The sequence below is a fragment of the Streptomyces sp. KPB2 genome (assembly GCF_003950055.1).
GTDB lineage: Bacteria > Actinomycetota > Actinomycetes > Streptomycetales > Streptomycetaceae > Streptomyces > Streptomyces salinarius.
On record NZ_CP034353.1, the window covers coordinates 757539 to 774511 of the forward strand.

Consider the following 16973-nt stretch of genomic DNA (forward strand, 5'->3'; position numbering starts at 1 on the left):
GGAAGGAAAGAGCCGTGGCGGCGAACGGACGGCAGGACCAGGAACGACTGCTCTGTCTGGTGACCGGCGCCTCCGGGTACGTCGGCGGACGCCTCGTACCGGAGCTGCTGGGGGCCGGTCACCGGGTGCGGTGTCTGGCCCGCACCCCGGCCAAACTCCGTGACCAGCCCTGGGCGTCCGATGTCGAGAGCGTGCGGGGAGACGTCACCGACCCGCGTTCCGTCGCCGAGGCCATGCGCGGCGTCGACGTCGCCTACTACCTGGTGCACGCCCTCGGGTCGGGCTCCGGCTTCGAGGACACCGACCGTCGCGCGGCGCGCGTCTTCGCCCAGCAGGCGTACGAGGCGGGCGTGCGCAGGATCGTCTACCTGGGTGGTTTGACCCCGCGGGGCGTTCCCGAACGCACGCTCTCCCCTCATCTGCGGTCACGCGCGGAGGTCGGCCGCATCTTCCTCGACGCCCCCGTGCCCGCCACCGTGCTGCGGGCCGCTGTGGTCATCGGATCGGGGTCGGCGTCCTTCGAGATGCTGCGCTATCTGACCGAGCGGCTTCCCGTCATGGTGACGCCCAGTTGGGTGCACACCCGTACCCAGCCCATCGCGATCCGCGACGTGTTGCACTACCTGGTCGGGTCGGCCACCATGCCGGACAACGTCGACCGCGCCTTCGACGTCGGAGGGCCGGACGTGCTCACCTACCGCGAGATGATGCGCCGCTACGCCACCGTGAGCGGGCTACGGCGGCGGATCATCGTGCCCGTTCCGGTGCTCACTCCCGGCCTGTCCAGCCACTGGGTCGGCCTCGTCACGCCGGTCCCGGCCGCCCTCGCCCGGCCCCTGACGGAGTCCCTGCGTCATGAGGTGGTGTGCCAGGAGCACGACATCGCCCGGTACGTCCCCGACGCTCCCGGCCGGCCCCTGCCGTTCGACGAGGCCCTGGCGCTGGCCCTGCGTCGGGTCCGGGAGGCCCAGGTGGCCACGCGCTGGTCGTCCGCCTCGGTCCCCGGAGCCCCCAGTGATCCCCTGCCCACCGACCCCGACTGGGCCGGCGGCAGTCTCTACCAGGACGAGCGGGAACTGCGGGTCGACGCGTCCCCGGAGGCCCTGTGGAAGGTGGTGGAGGGCATCGGCGGGGACAACGGCTGGTACTCCTTCCCGCTGGCCTGGGCCGTCCGCGGCTGGCTGGACCGGTTCGTCGGCGGTGTCGGGCTGCGTCGCGGCCGGCGGGACGCCCAGCACCTGCGGGTCGGTGACTCGCTGGACTTCTGGCGGGTCGAGGAGATCGAACCGGGACGGCTGCTGCGGCTGCGTGCGGAGATGCGGCTGCCGGGACTGGCGTGGCTGGAGATGCACGTCGAGACGGACGCGGAAGGCCGTACCCGTTATCGGCAGCGTGCCCTGTTCCATCCGCGTGGGCTGCTCGGCCACGCCTACTGGTGGTCGGTGTCCCCCTTCCATGCCGTTGTCTTCGGCGGCATGGCGCGCAACATCGGTCAGGCCGCCGCCAAGGGCCTGACCACCCGCAGGAGTGATGACCGATCGCGGCGCATCCGGCGTCGTCGCAGCCCGCGAAGTGTGGAGCACTGAGCCTTCGTCCAAGCACCACGCAAACACCACTGCGCCAGGAGTGACGTCATGACCGTCGCGGTCGTCCTGTTCACCTCGGACCTGCGTCTGCACGATCACCCGCCTCTGCACGCCGCGCTCGAAGCGGCGGACGAGGTGGTGCCGCTGTTCGTCCTCGACCCCGGCATCCACGCGGCGGGGTTCGACGCCCCCAACCGCAGGGCCTTCCTAGCCGACTGTCTCAGCGACCTCGACTCCTCGCTGCGCCACCGCGGTGGCCGGCTCGTGATCCGCGACGGACCGGTCGTCCGGGAGGTCCGCGCGGTCGCCGGCCGGTGCGGGGCCACCGAGGTGCACGTGGCCGCAGGTGTCACCGCGTACGCCCAGCGCCGCGAGGAACGGCTGCGCGAGGAACTGGGCGAGGACGGCGTCGCACTGCGCGTGCACGAGACGGTGATCACCGCCGTCGCCCCGGGAGCGGTGACGCCCTCCGGCTCGGACCACTTCGCGGTGTTCACTCCCTACTTCCGCCGCTGGTCGCAGGTCTCGTCGAGAAAGCCCCTGGCCGCTCCGCGCACCGTGCGGGTACCGGACGGGGTCCGCGGCGAGCCGCTGCCCGACCGCGCGGACGTGACCGATGCCTCGCCCGGCCTTCCGGCCGGAGGGGAGACGGCCGGGCGCGACCGGTTCGCACGGTGGTCGCGCTCCGGACTGTCCCGCTACGAGGACCGGCACGACGACCTCGCGGACGATGCCACGTCCCGGCTGTCGCCGTACCTCCACTTCGGTGCGCTCTCCCCGCTGGAACTCGTCCACCGGGCCCGCGCGCACGGCGGGCCCGGCGCGGAGGCGTTCGTCCGACAGGTGTGCTGGCGGGACTTCCACCACCAGGTGCTGGCGGCCCGGCCCGAGGCGTCGGCGAAGGACTACCGCACCCGGCACGACCGCTGGCGTGACGAGGAGGACGCCGCCGAGGACATCGCCGCCTGGCGGGACGGACGGACGGGTTACCCGGTCGTCGACGCGGCCATGCGCCAGTTGCTTCACCAGGGCTGGATGCACAACCGGGCACGGTTGCTGGTGGCGAGTTTCCTGACCAAGACGCTGTACGTCGACTGGCGGATCGGCGCCCGGCACTTCCTGGACCTCCTCGTGGACGGCGATGTCGTCAACAACCAGCTCAACTGGCAGTGGGTCGCCGGCACCGGCACCGACACCCGCCCCCACCGCGTCCTCAATCCGCTCGTCCAGGCCAAGCGCTTCGACCCGGACGGCACCTACGTACGGCGCTGGGTCCCCGAACTCAGGAACGTGACCGGCAGGAAGGTGCACGAACCCTGGCGTCTGACGGCAGCGGAACGAGGAGAACTCGACTACCCGGACCCGCTCGTCGACCTCGCCGACGGGCTCGCGCGCTTCAAGCACGCCCGCGGCCGGGACTGAGGGGACGCGTCGTGCACTGGCTCTTCGGTGACCAACTGGGTCCGCACTTCCTCACGCCGGGCGAAGGGGGGCCCGGACCGGAAACCCCGTTGCTCATGATCGAGGCGCGCTCCGTCTTCCGGCGGCGCCGATTCCACCGGGCCAAGGCCCACTTGGTGCTGTCCGCGATGCGCCACCGCGCGGCCGAACCGGGCGACCGCGTGCGTCTACCGGCCCGGCGAGCGCACCGGCGAGCACGCGTGTCCGTACACCGCCGGCTACTGGGCGTTCCTCGACCGGCACCGGGAACTATTGGCCGGCAATCAGCGCGTGGCCCGGCCGGTGCGGCAGTTGGAGCGGCTCGGCGACCTTCCGGAGGTACTCGAACAGGAGCATGCGCGGGGTGACACACCGCCTTGAACCTCTCACCGTTGCGCCGGCGGGGTGAAGTCGGACCGGACCCGGCGCCGGAGCGGGCACAAGTCAGTGCATCCGCAACAGGGCATCCGGTGGAAGCAGTGGCGTGCGGACAACCAAGAGTGAGAAGGGGCTGCGCATGCCTGGACTGCCGCCGATGGTGGCCCCACCGGCCGAACGGGTCGACGACCCCCTCACCGCGACCGGCGCGGCGAACGCGGTCGGCACCGTCCTCGAGGAGGTACTGGACGAACGGCTGCGCCATTCCCGTTCCGTCGACCCCGTCTTCGCCCGGGAGCTGGCCGACCGTCTCGCGGCGCTGACCGCGCGGGGCGGCAAGCGGCTGCGTACCGCGTTCGCCCACTGCGGCTGGCGCGCCGCGGGCGGCTCGGGAGACGCCACTGCCGTCCTGCGAACGGGAGCCGCACTCGAACTGCTCCAGGCGTGCGCTCTCGTCCACGACGACGTGATGGACGGCTCGGTGCAGCGACGCGGCGCACCGGCCCTGCACGTCGACCTGGCCCGCAGGCACTGGGCAGCGGGCATGCACGGCTCGTCGGAGTCCTTCGGCACCTCGGCCGCCGTCCTGACCGGTGACCTGGCGCTCGCCTGGGCGGACGACCTGCTGGCGGAGACGGCACTCCGTACGCCGCACGGCACGCGGCTGCACGGCGAGTGGCGGGCGATGCGCACCGAGATGGTCGCCGGGCAGTACCTCGACCTGCACGCCCAGGCCGCCCGGTCCTCCGGCGTCGACGAGGCGCTGACCATCGCCACCTTGAAGAGTTCCCTGTACACCGTCGCGCGGCCCCTCGCGCTGGGAGCCGTGCTGGCCGGAGCCGACGGGGACGCACTGGACGCGCTGCGGGCGGCCGGCCGGTGCGCCGGGCTGGCCTTCCAGCTGCGCGACGACCTCCTGGGCGCCTTCGGCGACCCCGAGCTGACCGGGAAACCGGCCGACGACGACCTGCGCTCCCGCAAGCTCACCTACCTGCTCGCCGTCGCCGTCCGGCTCGCCGATGCGGCCGATGACCACTTGTCGGCCGCGGCGCTGGCTCCGGACGCGGACCCGAAGTCCGACAGGGCCGTCCGGCAGGTGCGGTCCGCGCTGGTGCGCACCGGTGCCCGGGACCTGGTGGAGGCGAAGATCGGGGAGCTGACGGACATGAGCCTCGCGCACTTCGACCGCTGCGGCGCGCGCCCGGCCGTACGGCACGAGTTCGCCGCGCTGGTCGGGCGGGCGACGGGCGCGGTCCCGCGTGGTGACGGGGAGGTCGCGTGAAGCGGGTACCGGGGCCGACCGACCACGTCGTCGTGGTCGGGGCCGGGCTGTCCGGGCTGGCGTGCGCCCTGCACCTGCTGGGTGCGGGCCGCAGGGTCACCGTCGTCGAACGGGACGCCGGCCCCGGCGGCCGGGCCGGCCGGGTGCGGCGGGCCGGCTACGCGATGGACACCGGTCCCACGGTGCTGACCATGCCGCACCTGGCCGACGAGGCGTTCGCCGCCGTCGGCGACAGCCTCCACCGCCGCGTCGAGCTGACGGCTCTGGATCCGGCCTACCGGGCCTGTTTCGCGGACGGGTCCTCACTCGACGTGCGCACCGACGGCGAGGCGATGGAGGCCGAGGTGCGCCGTTTCGCCGGACCTGCGCAGGCGGCCGGTTACCGCGACCTGCGGCAATGGCTCGAACGGCTGTACCGGGTGCAGATGCGCCGTTTCATCGACACCAACTTCGACTCCCCCCTCCAGCTGCTGCACCCGGACCTGGCCCGGTTGGCGGCACTGGGGGGATTCGGACGCCTGGACGGCCGCATCGGCCGCTTCCTGTCCGACGAGCGCCTGCGCCGCGTCTTCTCCTTCCAGGCACTGTACGCCGGGGTGGCCCCCGCCCGCGCACTCGCTGCCTACGCGGTGATCGCCTACATGGACACGGTGGCGGGCGTCTGGTTTCCCAAGGGCGGCATGCACGCACTGCCCCGAGCCATGGCCGACGCGGCGGCGGACGCCGGTGCCGATCTGCGCTGGACGGCCGAAGTGGACACGCTGGAGCGGTCCGCGGGCCGGGTACGGGCCGTCCGCCTGGCCTCCGGCGAGCGCATCGCCTGCGACGCCGTGGTCCTGACGTGCGAACTGCCCGCCGCCTACGGGCTGCTGGGACGGGCACCCCGGCGTCCGGCACGGCTGCGGCACTCGCCGTCCGCCGTGATCCTGCACGCGGGCACCGACCGCACCTGGCCGCACCTCGCCCACCACACCATCTCGTTCGGCGCCGCCTGGGAGCGCACCTTCGAGGAGCTGACCCGTACCGGAGAGCTGATGAGCGACCCCTCCTTGCTGATCACCCGCCCCACCACGCACGACCCGGCCCTGGCACCGCCCGGGCGCCACCTCCACTACGTCCTCGCGCCCTGTCCCAACACCCACGTCGGTCCGGAGGCGGCCGCGTGGCGTGACCTCGGCCCGCGCTACCGCGACAGCCTGGTCGGCATATTGGAAAAGCGGGGGCTGGAGGGGTTCGCGGACAGTGTCCAGGAGGAGCTCCTGGTGACGCCGCTCGACTGGGACGCGCAGGGCCATGCGGCGGGCAGCCCCTTCTCGGTCTCCCACACCTTCGCCCAGACCGGCCCCTTCCGCCCGCGCAACCTCGTACGGGGGCTGGACAACGTGGTGCTCGCGGGCTGCGGGACCACCCCGGGTGTCGGCGTTCCCACCGTACTGGTCAGCGGCAAACTCGCCGCCGCGCGTATCACCGGCGGCGCCCGTCCCCGGCCCGCCCGAACGCGTCGGTCCCCGGCCGTTCCCGCCGCGTGTCCCGCCCCCGCCCCGGCAGGTACCGATGAGCCGTCGTGAACTGGACGCGGCGGGGATCACCGATCCCCTGCTGCGCGCCGCCTACACCCGGTGCCGCCGGCTCAACGCCCGCCACGGCAAGACCTACTTCCTGGCCACCCGCCTGCTGCCGCTCGAACGCCGCTCCGCCGTGCACGCCCTGTACGGCTTCGCCCGCTGGGCGGACGACATCGTGGACGACCTGGACCGGCACCGCACGCCCGAGGAACGCGACCGGTTGCTGCGGCGCCTGGAGGGCGACCTGGCCGACGGGCTGCTCACCCGGGCGGGCCGCGAACCCGTGGTCAGGGCCGTCGCGGACACCGCCGGCCGGTACGGCATCGATCACGCGCTCTTCGCCGACTTCCTGTCCTCGATGCGGGCCGACCTCACCGTCACCCACTACCCGACCTTCGCCGATCTGCAGGGATACGTGCACGGTTCGGCGGCGGTCATCGGCCTGCAGATGCTGCCGGTCCTCGGCACGGTCACGGCCCGGGAGGAGGCGGCACCGCACGCGGCGGCGCTCGGCGTGGCGTTCCAGCTCACCAACTTCCTGCGCGACGTCGGCGAGGATCTCGACCGCGGGCGGGTCTATCTGCCCGGTGATCTGCTGGCCGCGCACGGCGTGGACCGGTCCCTGCTGGAGTGGAGCAGGCGTACCGGGCGCCGCGACCGCCGCATCCGGGCCGCTCTCATGGCGGCGGAGGCCATGACGCGGCGCGTGTACCGGACGGCGGAGCCGGGCATCGCCATGCTCGATCCGCGGGTGCGTCCCTGCATCCGTGCCGCGTTCACCCTCTACGGCGGGATTCTCGACGCGATCGCCGAGCAGGATTACAGCGTGCTGCATCGTCGTGCGGTGGTGTCGCGCCGGCGTCGGGCGGCAACGGCCGCTGCCGGGGTGCTGCGCGTAGCCGGTGCCCGGTTGCGTGCTCGTACGGAGGACCGCGTGGCACGGGCAGGAGCGTCGGCAGTCGAACGGAAGGGTCCGGTGCGGTGAGTGGTCGAGGGAACGGCAAGCGGTGGTCGCCACCCTTGCGCCGACGTGGCTCCGGTCCCCACTGGGCGGCTCAGACTCCGACGTGGCGACAGGCACGTCCGGCGCTCATCGCCGACGCGCTCAAGAGGGCGTCGGCCCGTCCGTCCGGCAACTGGTTCGTGGTCGGCGCCTCCCGGAACGTGCGCGCGGGCGACCGGCCCTACGGCCGGACGGTCGGTGGTGTGGAGGTCGTGCTGTGGCGCTCGGATGACGGCGAGCCCCATGCCGGTGAGGGCATCTGCCCGCACCTGGGCGCTCCACTGCGCGACAGCCGGGTGGTGTGCGGCACGCTGGTCTGCCACTGGCACGGGCTCGCCCTGGACGGTTCCGCGTCCGCCGGCTGGCGGCCGTTCCCCGTGCACGACGACGGCGTACTCGTCTGGGTGCGGCTGGACGAGGTGGGCGGCGAGGAGCCCGGCGAGCGGCCCGTCGTGCCCGCCCGGCCCGTGACGGGCCGTGCGGTGGACGCGGTGTTCACGACGGTGGGGCGGTGCGAACCGCAGGACGTGGTGGCCAACCGTCTCGATCCGTGGCACGGCTCGTGGTTCCATCCGTACTCGTTCGTCGACCTCTCGGTGGTGCGTGAGCCGCAGGGGGACGAGGACGACGCCTTCGTCGTCGACGTCTCCTTCCGGGTTGCTGGGCGGCTCGTGGTGCCGGTGCGGGCCGAGTTCACCGCGCCGGAGCCGCGCACGGTCGTCATGCGCATCACCGACGGGGAGGGCGCCACGTCCGTGGTGGAGACGCACGCGACGCCGCTGACCGGGCCGGACCACGAGCGTCCGCGCACCGCCGTGGTCGAGGCGGTCGTCGCCGCCTCGGACCGGCCCGGCTTCGCCGTGGCCCGGGCCGCGGCCCCCGTGCTGCGCCCGCTGATGCGCCGTACGGCCGGACGGCTGTGGCGCGACGACCTTGCCTACGCCGAACGGCGCTGGACGCTGCGCAGCACCGGTCGGTTTCCCGGCTGAGGGCGGCCGCCGGTCAGGGCGCCGAGTGGCGCCCTGCGGCGGCCCCGAGCGCTCGCAGCACGGGCGACCGCCCGGTCCGGGGAACCGTCCACAGGGTCTGGCCGCGCACTCCACGGTCGGCGAGCAGGGCGTTCGCGGCCAGGAAGCCGGTGGTGGCGGCCCGTTCCATGAGGGCGACGGGCAGGTCGCAGCGGATTCCGTCCCCGGCCAGGGTCAGCCACGCGTGGGGGGTGCGCACGGTGGGGCGCAGCCGGTGGGAGCCGACTTCGAACAGCGGGCAGTCCGAGCGCCACTCGTGCCGGGCGTCGACGACGCGCGCCTCACGGGTTTCCGGGTACACCTGGTGCAGCCGGTCGACGAGTTCGTCCTGCACCTGCTTCGGTTCGGCCGCCGGGTCCACGGCGTAGGCGTGCAGTTCCACGACCGATCCCCCGTTCCGCGCGGCCCAGCGGGCGGCCTCGCCCTCGTACCGCTCCAGGACGCTGACGTTGTCCAGTCCGTCGTAGCCGCTGGTGCCGAGGAACCCGGGCCGGTCGGCGTCGACCGGCCGGTCGAGCCAGAGCCGCGACACGAGGAACGGCGGCGCGGTGCGCAGGGCCGCGATGCCGTCCCGCCAGGCGTCGGTGCCCAGGTCGGGAGAGGCTGCGACGGTCTGCCGCAGCCCCGCGGTGTCGAGGGCCAGCACCACCGCCTGGTGGCGGTCGGCATCGGTGTCCGTGATCACGTCCGCTCCCCCGCCGTCGCGCGGACGGACCCCTCGCACGGGGGTTCCGGTGCGCACGTTCACTCCGAGGCGCCGGAGGTAGTCGCCCAGCGGGTCCCACAGCGCCTGGGGGAAGGGTTCGTCCGGTACGTCGAAGAGCAGGCCCTCGGCCGATCCGAGGAAGTAGATGTGGAACATCAGCAGCAGTTCCGCGGCGGACAGCCGCCGCGGATCGGCGAAGAAGCTGCGGGAGAACACCTCGAAGGCCAGGTGGTGCGCCGCTTCGGGGAAGCGCACGCCTTCCAGGAAGCCGGTGGCGGTGACGGTGTCGAAGCGTTCGTAGACCTCGGGCACGCGCACGTCGAGGAGCGGCAGTGCGGCCCGCGCGTCCATCGCGGCGAGGTCCCGCCACCCGAAGGTGGGGCTGAGCGCGACGAAACCGAGCGCGCTGAACGGCGGGGTCCGCGGGACACGGGCGAAGCTGTCGGTCAGACCGCCGCTGTGCCGCAGCGGGTAGTCGGGCAACGGGGTGAGGCGCTCCAGGCCGGGGTCCGTTCGGCGGAGCAGTCCGCGGAGGTTGTAGTACTGGCGGAAGAAGGCATGGAACCCTCGGGTCATGGTCACGGCGCTGCCGTCCGCCAGCGTGGTGCGCCGGCCGGAGAGCCGGCCACCGAGTGAGTCCCCTTTCTCGTACAGGGTCACGCGGGCGCCGCGTTCGGCCATGAGGGTGGCCGCGGCCAGACCGGCGATCCCGCCGCCGATCACCGCCACGGACGGCTCGTCACCACGTCGGAATCGGTCCGCACCGGGTGCGGGGAAGACGATCTCGGCCTTGCGGTCGCGGCCCCGTCGGGCGGCGGCGGTGCGGCGGGCGGTCACCGGACGCGCTCCTCTGTCGTCCTGGGCTCGCCGTTGCGGGCGAGGAAGGTGTGCACGATGCCCGTCTGCCATCCGGCGACGGGGGCGACGCGCACCGAGCTCAGGCCCGCCCGCCTCAGCCGGGCGGCGAACTCGGGCGCGGTGTCGAAGGCGACGACGCTGTGCCGGAGATGGCGGTAGAGCGGGCGGTCGCCGGTGAGCGTGCCCGCGGGGACGACTAGCCCGCGGCACACCGCCGACCACAGGGCCCGGTGCACCGGCGAGCCGCTGAGGCTGTACTCGTGGGCGGCGAAGCGTCCGCCCGGCCGCAGGATTCCGCGGACGCTCCCGAGGACCGCGTCCGGGTCGGTGACGTTGCGGAACAGGTAGGCGGCGAAGACCGCGTCGAAAGGGCTCTCGTCCTCGCGGGCCGCACCGATTTCCTCGGCGGTCAGGTGGAGGAAGCGCACGCGTGCGGGCCACGGTTTGGCAAGTGCTCGGCGCAGCATGCCGGCGGAGGCGTCCACAGCCGTGATCCGGGCTCGTGGGGCGGCCCTGAGCAGGGCCCGGGTGGAGGCGCCGGTGCCGCATCCGAGATCGAGCAGGTGCAGTCCGGCCCCGTCGTCCGGGAGCGCGAGGCGTCGGGCCGAGCGCAGGAGGCCGGCGCGGTAGCCGGGGTTGAGGGCCGTGAGGTGGTCGTAGGTGTGGGAGGCGTGGTCGAAGGCGCGGGCCAGGTCGTGGTCGCGCAGGAGCGTCATCGGGTGTGTCCTCCGGTTCGGTCGGCGGGCCGGGAGCGGCGCGGGAGAAAGGGCACTTCGGCCGCGGTGCGCAGCATCGGCCGGACGGGGGTGCGCAGCCCGATGCCCCACTCCTCCCGGAGCGAGGTCGTGCCGTCGAGGAACCTCAGCAGACGCTCGGCCGGGACCCGGCGGAACAGGTCGGTGAAGAAGCGCGGCCCGTCGATGCGACCGGTGTCCAGGGCGCGCAGCAGGATCGCGTCCATGGCCAGTGCCCGTGGCCCGTGCGGTGCCGGGAAGCGGTCGTGTCCGTCACGCAGGGCGGCGGCGATGGCCCTGCTGTGGCGTTGCACCGCGGCGAAGGTGTAGCCGGTGGCGGGACGAGTGGCACCGCCTGCGGTCCCGATGCGGAACACGGCGTGCCCGGCACGCCGTGGAAAGCGGGCGTCGGTCATGGGGATGACGCCCTGCTCCGTCCGTTCCACGGTGAGCCGGCCGAGTCCGAGGATGTCGCGGCAGTAGTGCCCGAGTGCCGACTCGTACGCCGCGGTGGTCAGTACCTCGCGGGAGAACTCGGTGTACTCCACGAGCGCCCGCTGCGGCGCCAGCGGCAGGACGTAGCCGAAGGCGAGCCCGTGGGCCGGCTGCGGAACCCGGAAGTCCATCAGATCCGCGACCGCGGGATCGAACCGGTCGGTGTCGGTGCGCACGAACCAGCCGCGGAAGTGCTGTAGCAGCCGCGTACGCGCCGGCGGCAGACCGGGCAGCGGCCGCGAGTCGAAGACCCTGCGGGCGTGCAGCGTCAGGGGCCGGCCTCCCGGCAGCGCGCACCGGACCTCCGCGCCCGCGGGTACGGCGCGCACCGCTTCCGCCGTCCCTCGCAGAAGGCGCGCTCCCTCCGTACGGGCCAGGCGGCCGTGGACCATTCGCTCGAAGTCCGCGGAGCGCACCATGCGGTAGGTGAACGGGGCCGGATCGACGGTGACCGAACCGCCGTCCGCGCCGTGCAGACGCAGTACGGACCAAGAGGCGCTGACCGCCCCTTCGAGGCCGTCGGTGCCGGCGCCCCAGTAGCACCAGGTGCGCTCCGCGGGACGCAGCGGGCCGTCCGGCGGCTCCACCAGGGTCACGGCGGTGGCCGGGCCGTTCTCCGTCAGCCGGTGAGCGAGGCTGAGACCGGCCGCACCGCCACCGAGGACGAGCACGCCCGAGTTCTCGGTGCAGCGGGGTGTCACCACGGTCGCCGTCCGACGACCGGGCTTCCGTCGGAGCCCGGGTGCCGCAGCCCGCCGTGCACCTCGGAGCCGGTGGCCGGCGTGCCGGGACAGGTTCCTGCCGCTCCTGCCGCCAGGACACGCGCGACAAGCACACCCCTCGGATCCACGTTTCACCCCTCAGTACGGACAGCGATTCCGTCCGGTCGCCATGGCTTCGGGACCGAGGCCGTCCATGGATGCGGCCGGACCCCACTTCATCACTGGCGTCGCCCCTGCGCTTCCAGGTCCGCCCGTACCTCCCGCGCCGCGCGCGTACCCGATGCCAGGGCACCCTGCACGGAGCCGGTCGCCCGGTGGTCCCCGCACACGTACCTCCCGGGGCGGAGGCGGGTGGTTCGGCTCAGCGGCCAGGGCGGAAGCATGGCCGGCAGCGCGCCGTCGACGGTGCGGGCGGCCACCTGCTCCCAGCCGCTCGTGTCGGTTCCGTACAGCTCGGCCAGCCGCCGGAGCACCCCCTGTGCCCTGCCGGGGAGGTCCGTGCCCAGCACGGAGGTGGAGACCAGTGCGGTGCCGGGGGGCGCGTACGTGGGAGCGACCTGGCTGAGGACGCAGGTGTTCAGGATCGCTCCGGTGCTGTCCACCATGAGGATGGGTTCGGCTGTAGGCGGGCTGTCGGTGGCGTGGTAGTAGGTGGTGACGGTGCGCGTGGCCGGAACCGTCAGATCCGGGAGCAGGCCGGCGGCGGTCGCCGGGTCCGTCGCCACCACGACCGCCCGGGCCGGCACCTCGCCACCGTCGCCGAGCAGCACTCCGGAGTCCGTGATCTCCGCGACGGGCGTACCGAGGCGCAGGACGCCGTCGGGCAGGCCGTCGGCGAGCTGGGCCGGTACGGCGCCGATGCCCTCGGCCGGCAGGCACAGGGATCCTCGGGCCATGCTCCGCCAGACGAGGTGGAAGAACCGGGCGGAGGTCTCGAGCCGGTCCTCCAGGAAGACGCCGGACAGGAACGGCCGCAGGATGCCGGCGATCGCGGCGTCCGACAGTCCCGCTCCGGACAGGGCTGCCGCGGTGGAGCGGTCCCGGCGTCGTCGAGTGACGGACACGGGCAGTACGGCGTCCCGTGCGGTGAGTGCCGCCAGCGCGGTCAGGTCGCGGGCCGACAGGGCCCGCCCCGGCAGCAGCGTCCCCGCCGCACGGGGCTCCCTGGTGGGGTCGGCGAGGCGGACGGGCCCGCTCGGCGTGTGCGCCACGACGCCCGCAGTGAAGGGCCTCAGTCGCAGGCCCTTCAGTTCCACACGCCGCTTCACCTGCGGATAGGAGGTGTTGAACACCTGGAACCCGCGATCCAGCAGGAAGCCGTCCCGCCGGTCCGTGCGCATTCGGCCCCCGACACCGTCGGACGCCTCCAGGAGTGCCACCCGCCATCCGGCACGGCACAGGTCGAGGGCGCAGGCCAGGCCTGCCAGCCCCGCACCGACGACGACCACGTCCGCTGCCCGGCGATGTCCGTCGCTCATCTGTCTCCTCACTCGACGTCATGTCCGTGCCGTCCAGGCGCTGCAGGCCGGCCGGTCGGCCCCTCCGCCTCGGCCGACGTCCCAGACCGTTCGGCACGGGCCGGGGACCGAGACCCGGTGCGAGTCGCGGCGAAACGCCCGCCGGCCGACGACCGGGCCACCACCACCAGGTCAGCGGACCACGTCACCCGGCCGATGCCCAGCCGCCACGACGAAGGACGGCCGGACGACAACACGTCACGGGTACACCGACGTCTCCAGAGCGGCGACCGCTTCGGCAAGCCCCGACGGACGCGCCGGACCGGCCACCGGCCGGCCCGCCCATCCGGGTCCCAGGGTGAGGACGAAGGGCCGCCGCCGGGCCCCGCGCACGCCCCACTCCATGGCGGCCACGTGCTGGGCCAGCGGTCGGCTGGCGGTGGTGCGGGACTGCGCCCACAGTCCCACCGCGGCCGGCCCGGTCCTGCGCACCGCCGCGACAAGCGACTCGACGGGCAGCGCACCGCCGAACATCCGCACCGGAACGCCTCGCTCCGTGAGTGCCGCCGCCAGTACCTCCAACGGCAGCGTGTGGTTCTCCCCTGGCACACAGGCGAGCACCGTGGTGGCACCGGGGCGGTCCTCGACCGTGCGGGGTGTGGCGCGTCGGAGCGCCCCCGACACGTGCCAGGACAGGAAGTGCTCGACCTCGACGTACTTCTCGCCGGACGTCTCCCACTTGCGGCCGACGGCCTGGAGCGTGGGCACGATCACGTCGGTCCAGGCGGCGACCAGCCCGTGTTCGGCGATTGCGGCGAGCAGCAGTTCGTCCAGGACGGCGGCGTCCAGGCGCAGAGCGGCTCTCGCGATCCCCCGGCACTCCTGTCGTGCATCGCCCAACCGCAGCCCGCTCCCCGCCCGGCTCCGGCGCCCGGCGGAAGCACGACGAGCCGCGTCGGCACCTCGGGGCCGGGCAGCCGCCGTCGGGGCAGCTTCACTGCGCGCGAGCCGTGCCGCCTCGGCCGGTGGCAGTCCGGTCGCGGTCAAGGCGCACATCCGCTCCAGCCTCGCCACGTCATCCGCCGTCCAGCGCCGGTGGCGTCCATCCGTGTGCCCGTCCGGTCCCAGCCCGTAACGGCGGTCCCACGTGCGGACCGTGGTGGGCGCCACGCCCAGACGCCGGGCCACCTCGCCGGTCGTCAACCCGCCCCGGCGCGGACCGCCCTCGCCGACCGGGGCGTCACTGTCTCCCGTACGCGCGCTCACACTCCCACTATACGACGCACAAACGACGCACGTTGCCTGTGTCGTTTGTGCGTCCAACACTGGAGCGACGCACCCGTCAGCCACGCAGGGCAGACCGGCGACGTGCCGCTCGACGGACGGCCCCTCCCGTCCCCGTACGGCGCACGGCAGGAGGAACGGCCATGAACACGCGCACACGACCGACCACCACCTTGGTCCCGCCCATGGAGGAGACGCAGTACGAGGAGGAACTGGCTCAGGGCCTCGTCAAGGCCGACGAGGAGGCGTTCGCGGCCATCTACCGGCGCTGGGGATCACTCGTGCACACCATGGCCACCCGGTCCCTCGGCGACACTCACGAGGCCGAGGACGTGACCCAGCAGGTCTTCGTCGGCGCGTGGCGCGGGCGGCGCGGCTTCCGGCCCGAGCGGGGCACACTCGGCGCCTGGCTCGTCGGCATCACGCGCCGGAAGATCGTCGACGCGCTGACGGCCAGGACACGGCGCCTGTCCCTGGTCGAGTCGGCCGGACAGGACGTCACGCCCGCCCGTCTCGTCCAGCCGGCACCGGACGAGGTGCTCGACCGCGTACTGCTCGTGGAGGCCCTGTCCCGCCTGCCGCAGGCCCAGCGAGAGGTCCTGTGCCTGGCCTTCTACGAGGACCTGACACAGGCCCAGATCGCGGAACGCACGGGGGCTCCCCTGGGCACGGTCAAGAGCCACGCCCGCCGCGGCCTGCACCGGCTGCGCACGGCAGTCGACCCGGGTACCGCACACGGCACGTACACCTGACCGGAAGGAGCAGAGAGGCCCGGGGCGCATCCACGGCACCGGTCACCCGCGAAACACCTTCGAGACCGCCCAGCGGGCGGAGACACACCACGGAGGAATGATCCACATGACTACCCGGACGACCATCGCCGCCTCGGCCGCCTCGGCCGGGGCCTGTGCCCTGACCCTCGACCTGACCGCACCCGCCGCCATTGCTGCTCCCGAACAGGCGCACCACGCCGCCCGCCTCGTCGCCCCCGCGGAGTCGGCACGCCAGTGACCACACGCCGCCCCATGCGCGAGCGGCGTGCACGGGCAAAGACGACGAAGTCCGAGACGCAGGAGGGCGCATTGGGTCACGTACACCCGTCGCACCTGGTGGATCTGGCACTCGGTCACGCGGGGGGCGACGCGGACGTCGGTGCCCTGCGGCATGCCGAGTCATGCCCGCGTTGCCGCGAGGAACTGCTGCGGTTGGCCCGCGTGGTGACCACTGCGCGCAGCGCGGAAGCATCGGACTTGCCAGTGGCTCCGCCCGAGTGCGTGTGGCAGCGCATCTCCCTCGAAGTACTCCAGGAGACCGCCGGACCGCCCCGGCCCGGGGAACACCTCGCTCACCGCTCCGCCGGCGGGAAGGCTCGCGTTGTGCGGCGCCGGTGGACGAACCGCGCGGGCGAGGGCCTCCTCGGACGTGCTCTGGCCACCGCCGCCCTTCTGCTCCGGCGGAGGCGGATCAGGGCCGGTCGGGCGGCTGATCGATAGTCCACGACGCGGAGGTGGACGGGCCGTGGCTGCAACGATGCGGAGTCCGGACGTTTCCTCGCCGCACCGGCAGGCGCCGTGTCCCCTCGCCTCCCGAGAGTCGGGTCAAGTGTCATGGGTGACTCCCCGCCACCAGCCTGCCGCTGTCTTGCCCGCCGAGGGGTGAGCGCTTGGCGTCGCCGGAACGCGGCGCGGGCCGTCAAGGCGTTCGTGGCCCCCGCGGGCTGCCGAGCACGTGGGCCCAGGCCAGCAGTTCGGGAGCGTCCAGTGACGGTAACCACGCGTCGGCCCGGGTGGCGCCGTCACCCTGCGGCCGGGGACCGACGCCCAGGACCCGCAGGCTTGCCCGACGGGCCGCTTCCACACCGGTCAGGGAGTCCTCCACCGCGAGCGTCCGGCGTGGGGGGACACCGCAGAGCCGGGCCGCCACGGCGTACACGTCGGGATGGGGTTTGGGGCGTACGCGGTCCCCGGTGTCGGGGACGACGAGGTGCTGGAAGTGCGCGAGCAGCCCGGCCCGTTCCAAGCTGCCTTCGACCACCACTCTCGGGCAGTTGCTGGCCACCGCGAGCGGCAGGCGGCCGGAGAGCAGCCGTACGAGCCGGACCGCACCCGGCATCGTGACCGGTTCTTCGGTGACCAGTGCCAGGAAGTGGTCGAGAAGCGCGGCTGTCAGGTCCTCGGCCAGTTCGGGCTTGTGCACGGACTGGGCCATCAGCCGGCCGCAGTCCTCGTAGTGCAGACCGAGGGCCTGCTCCGCGAACCCGGGCGGTGGCTGAAGACCGTGCTCCCGGAAGGCCCGGCCACGGGCCTCCTGCCAGTGGCGTTCGCTGTCCATGAGGGTGCCGTCGCAGTCGAAGACGACGGCTTCGAGCGACCAGTCGAGCAAAGCGTGGTCCAAGGTGGTCACTGGGCCTCCCATGCTTTCGCACGCATGCGTCA

The 16973-nt window shown here is 73.4% G+C and carries 14 protein-coding genes and 1 pseudogene; 9 read left to right on the top strand and 6 right to left on the bottom strand.

Annotation, left to right across the window (positions count from 1 at the left end; genetic code table 11):
* The first annotated feature begins 14 nt into the window (after nucleotides 1–14).
* From D1J63_RS03485 to D1J63_RS03515, 7 genes and pseudogenes are all read left to right on the top strand, one after another.
* Nucleotides 15–1586 (top strand): SDR family oxidoreductase, encoded by a 1572-nt coding sequence (locus D1J63_RS03485; RefSeq protein WP_125627666.1) that lies wholly within the window; start codon nucleotides 15–17, stop codon nucleotides 1584–1586.
* Between the two features lie 48 nt (nucleotides 1587–1634).
* Nucleotides 1635–3008, top strand: coding sequence for a deoxyribodipyrimidine photo-lyase (locus D1J63_RS03490; RefSeq protein ID WP_125627667.1), 1374 nt, complete (start codon nucleotides 1635–1637; stop codon nucleotides 3006–3008).
* Between the two features lie 11 nt (nucleotides 3009–3019).
* Nucleotides 3020–3211, top strand: a pseudogene (locus tag D1J63_RS03495) (cryptochrome/photolyase family protein); the annotation flags it as partial.
* Between the two features lie 332 nt (nucleotides 3212–3543).
* Complete coding sequence (locus D1J63_RS03500; protein ID WP_164712698.1) at nucleotides 3544–4686, top strand: polyprenyl synthetase family protein; 1143 nt, start codon at nucleotides 3544–3546, stop codon at nucleotides 4684–4686.
* Nucleotides 4683–6254: a phytoene desaturase family protein gene (gene crtI / locus D1J63_RS03505; protein ID WP_125627669.1), complete on the top strand. Its 1572-nt coding sequence runs from the start codon at nucleotides 4683–4685 to the stop codon at nucleotides 6252–6254. Before D1J63_RS03500 ends, crtI begins: the two co-directional genes overlap by 4 nt.
* Nucleotides 6241–7236 (top strand): phytoene/squalene synthase family protein, encoded by a 996-nt coding sequence (locus D1J63_RS03510; protein WP_125627670.1) that lies wholly within the window; start codon nucleotides 6241–6243, stop codon nucleotides 7234–7236. Before crtI ends, D1J63_RS03510 begins: the two co-directional genes overlap by 14 nt.
* Nucleotides 7233–8243, top strand: coding sequence for a DUF5914 domain-containing protein (locus D1J63_RS03515; RefSeq protein ID WP_125627671.1), 1011 nt, complete (start codon nucleotides 7233–7235; stop codon nucleotides 8241–8243). Before D1J63_RS03510 ends, D1J63_RS03515 begins: the two co-directional genes overlap by 4 nt.
* A gap of 13 nt (nucleotides 8244–8256) precedes the next feature.
* Here D1J63_RS03515 and D1J63_RS03520 read toward each other — a convergent pair whose 3' ends face one another.
* The 5 genes from D1J63_RS03520 to D1J63_RS03540 form a co-directional block, all read right to left on the bottom strand.
* Nucleotides 8257–9825: an FAD-dependent oxidoreductase gene (locus tag D1J63_RS03520; RefSeq protein ID WP_125627672.1), complete on the bottom strand. Its 1569-nt coding sequence runs from the start codon at nucleotides 9823–9825 to the stop codon at nucleotides 8257–8259.
* A complete protein-coding gene (locus D1J63_RS03525) occupies nucleotides 9822–10562 on the bottom strand; it encodes a methyltransferase domain-containing protein (protein ID WP_125627673.1) in 741 nt (246 codons plus the stop codon). The genes D1J63_RS03520 and D1J63_RS03525 overlap by 4 nt, the downstream gene beginning before the upstream one ends.
* Entirely contained in the window at nucleotides 10559–11776 is a 1218-nt protein-coding gene (locus D1J63_RS03530; protein WP_125635155.1) for a lycopene cyclase family protein, read from the bottom strand. The genes D1J63_RS03525 and D1J63_RS03530 overlap by 4 nt, the downstream gene beginning before the upstream one ends.
* Before the next feature lie 239 nt (nucleotides 11777–12015).
* On the bottom strand, nucleotides 12016–13275 hold the full coding sequence (locus tag D1J63_RS03535) for an NAD(P)/FAD-dependent oxidoreductase (protein ID WP_125627674.1): 1260 nt from the start codon (nucleotides 13273–13275) through the stop codon (nucleotides 12016–12018).
* Nucleotides 13276–13512: 237 nt separating this feature from the next.
* Complete coding sequence (locus tag D1J63_RS03540) at nucleotides 13513–14520, bottom strand: MerR family transcriptional regulator (RefSeq protein ID WP_125627675.1); 1008 nt, start codon at nucleotides 14518–14520, stop codon at nucleotides 13513–13515.
* A 161-nt stretch (nucleotides 14521–14681) separates the two neighbouring features.
* Here D1J63_RS03540 and D1J63_RS03545 point away from each other — a divergent pair, with 161 nt between their 5' ends.
* Both D1J63_RS03545 and D1J63_RS36645 read left to right on the top strand, forming a co-directional pair.
* Complete coding sequence (locus tag D1J63_RS03545; protein ID WP_125627676.1) at nucleotides 14682–15290, top strand: sigma-70 family RNA polymerase sigma factor; 609 nt, start codon at nucleotides 14682–14684, stop codon at nucleotides 15288–15290.
* Between the two features lie 106 nt (nucleotides 15291–15396).
* Nucleotides 15397–15549: a hypothetical protein gene (locus tag D1J63_RS36645; RefSeq protein ID WP_164712655.1), complete on the top strand. Its 153-nt coding sequence runs from the start codon at nucleotides 15397–15399 to the stop codon at nucleotides 15547–15549.
* A 681-nt stretch (nucleotides 15550–16230) separates the two neighbouring features.
* On the opposite strand, the gene D1J63_RS03555 is transcribed toward D1J63_RS36645, so the two are convergent.
* On the bottom strand, nucleotides 16231–16941 hold the full coding sequence (locus D1J63_RS03555; RefSeq protein WP_125627677.1) for an HAD family phosphatase: 711 nt from the start codon (nucleotides 16939–16941) through the stop codon (nucleotides 16231–16233).
* Between the last annotated feature and the right edge of the window lie 32 nt (nucleotides 16942–16973).

Coding starts and splice junctions, on each gene's coding strand:
- D1J63_RS03490 (WP_125627667.1), top strand. CDS start 1,635: ATGACCGTCGCGGTCGTCCTGTTCACCTCGGACCTGCGTCTGCACGAT.
- D1J63_RS03500 (WP_164712698.1), top strand. CDS start 3,544: ATGCCTGGACTGCCGCCGATGGTGGCCCCACCGGCCGAACGGGTCGAC.
- D1J63_RS03510 (WP_125627670.1), top strand. CDS start 6,241: ATGAGCCGTCGTGAACTGGACGCGGCGGGGATCACCGATCCCCTGCTG.
- D1J63_RS03525 (WP_125627673.1), bottom strand. CDS start 10,562: ATGACGCTCCTGCGCGACCACGACCTGGCCCGCGCCTTCGACCACGCC.
- D1J63_RS03535 (WP_125627674.1), bottom strand. CDS start 13,275: ATGAGCGACGGACATCGCCGGGCAGCGGACGTGGTCGTCGTCGGTGCG.
- D1J63_RS03545 (WP_125627676.1), top strand. CDS start 14,682: ATGAACACGCGCACACGACCGACCACCACCTTGGTCCCGCCCATGGAG.
- D1J63_RS36645 (WP_164712655.1), top strand. CDS start 15,397: ATGACTACCCGGACGACCATCGCCGCCTCGGCCGCCTCGGCCGGGGCC.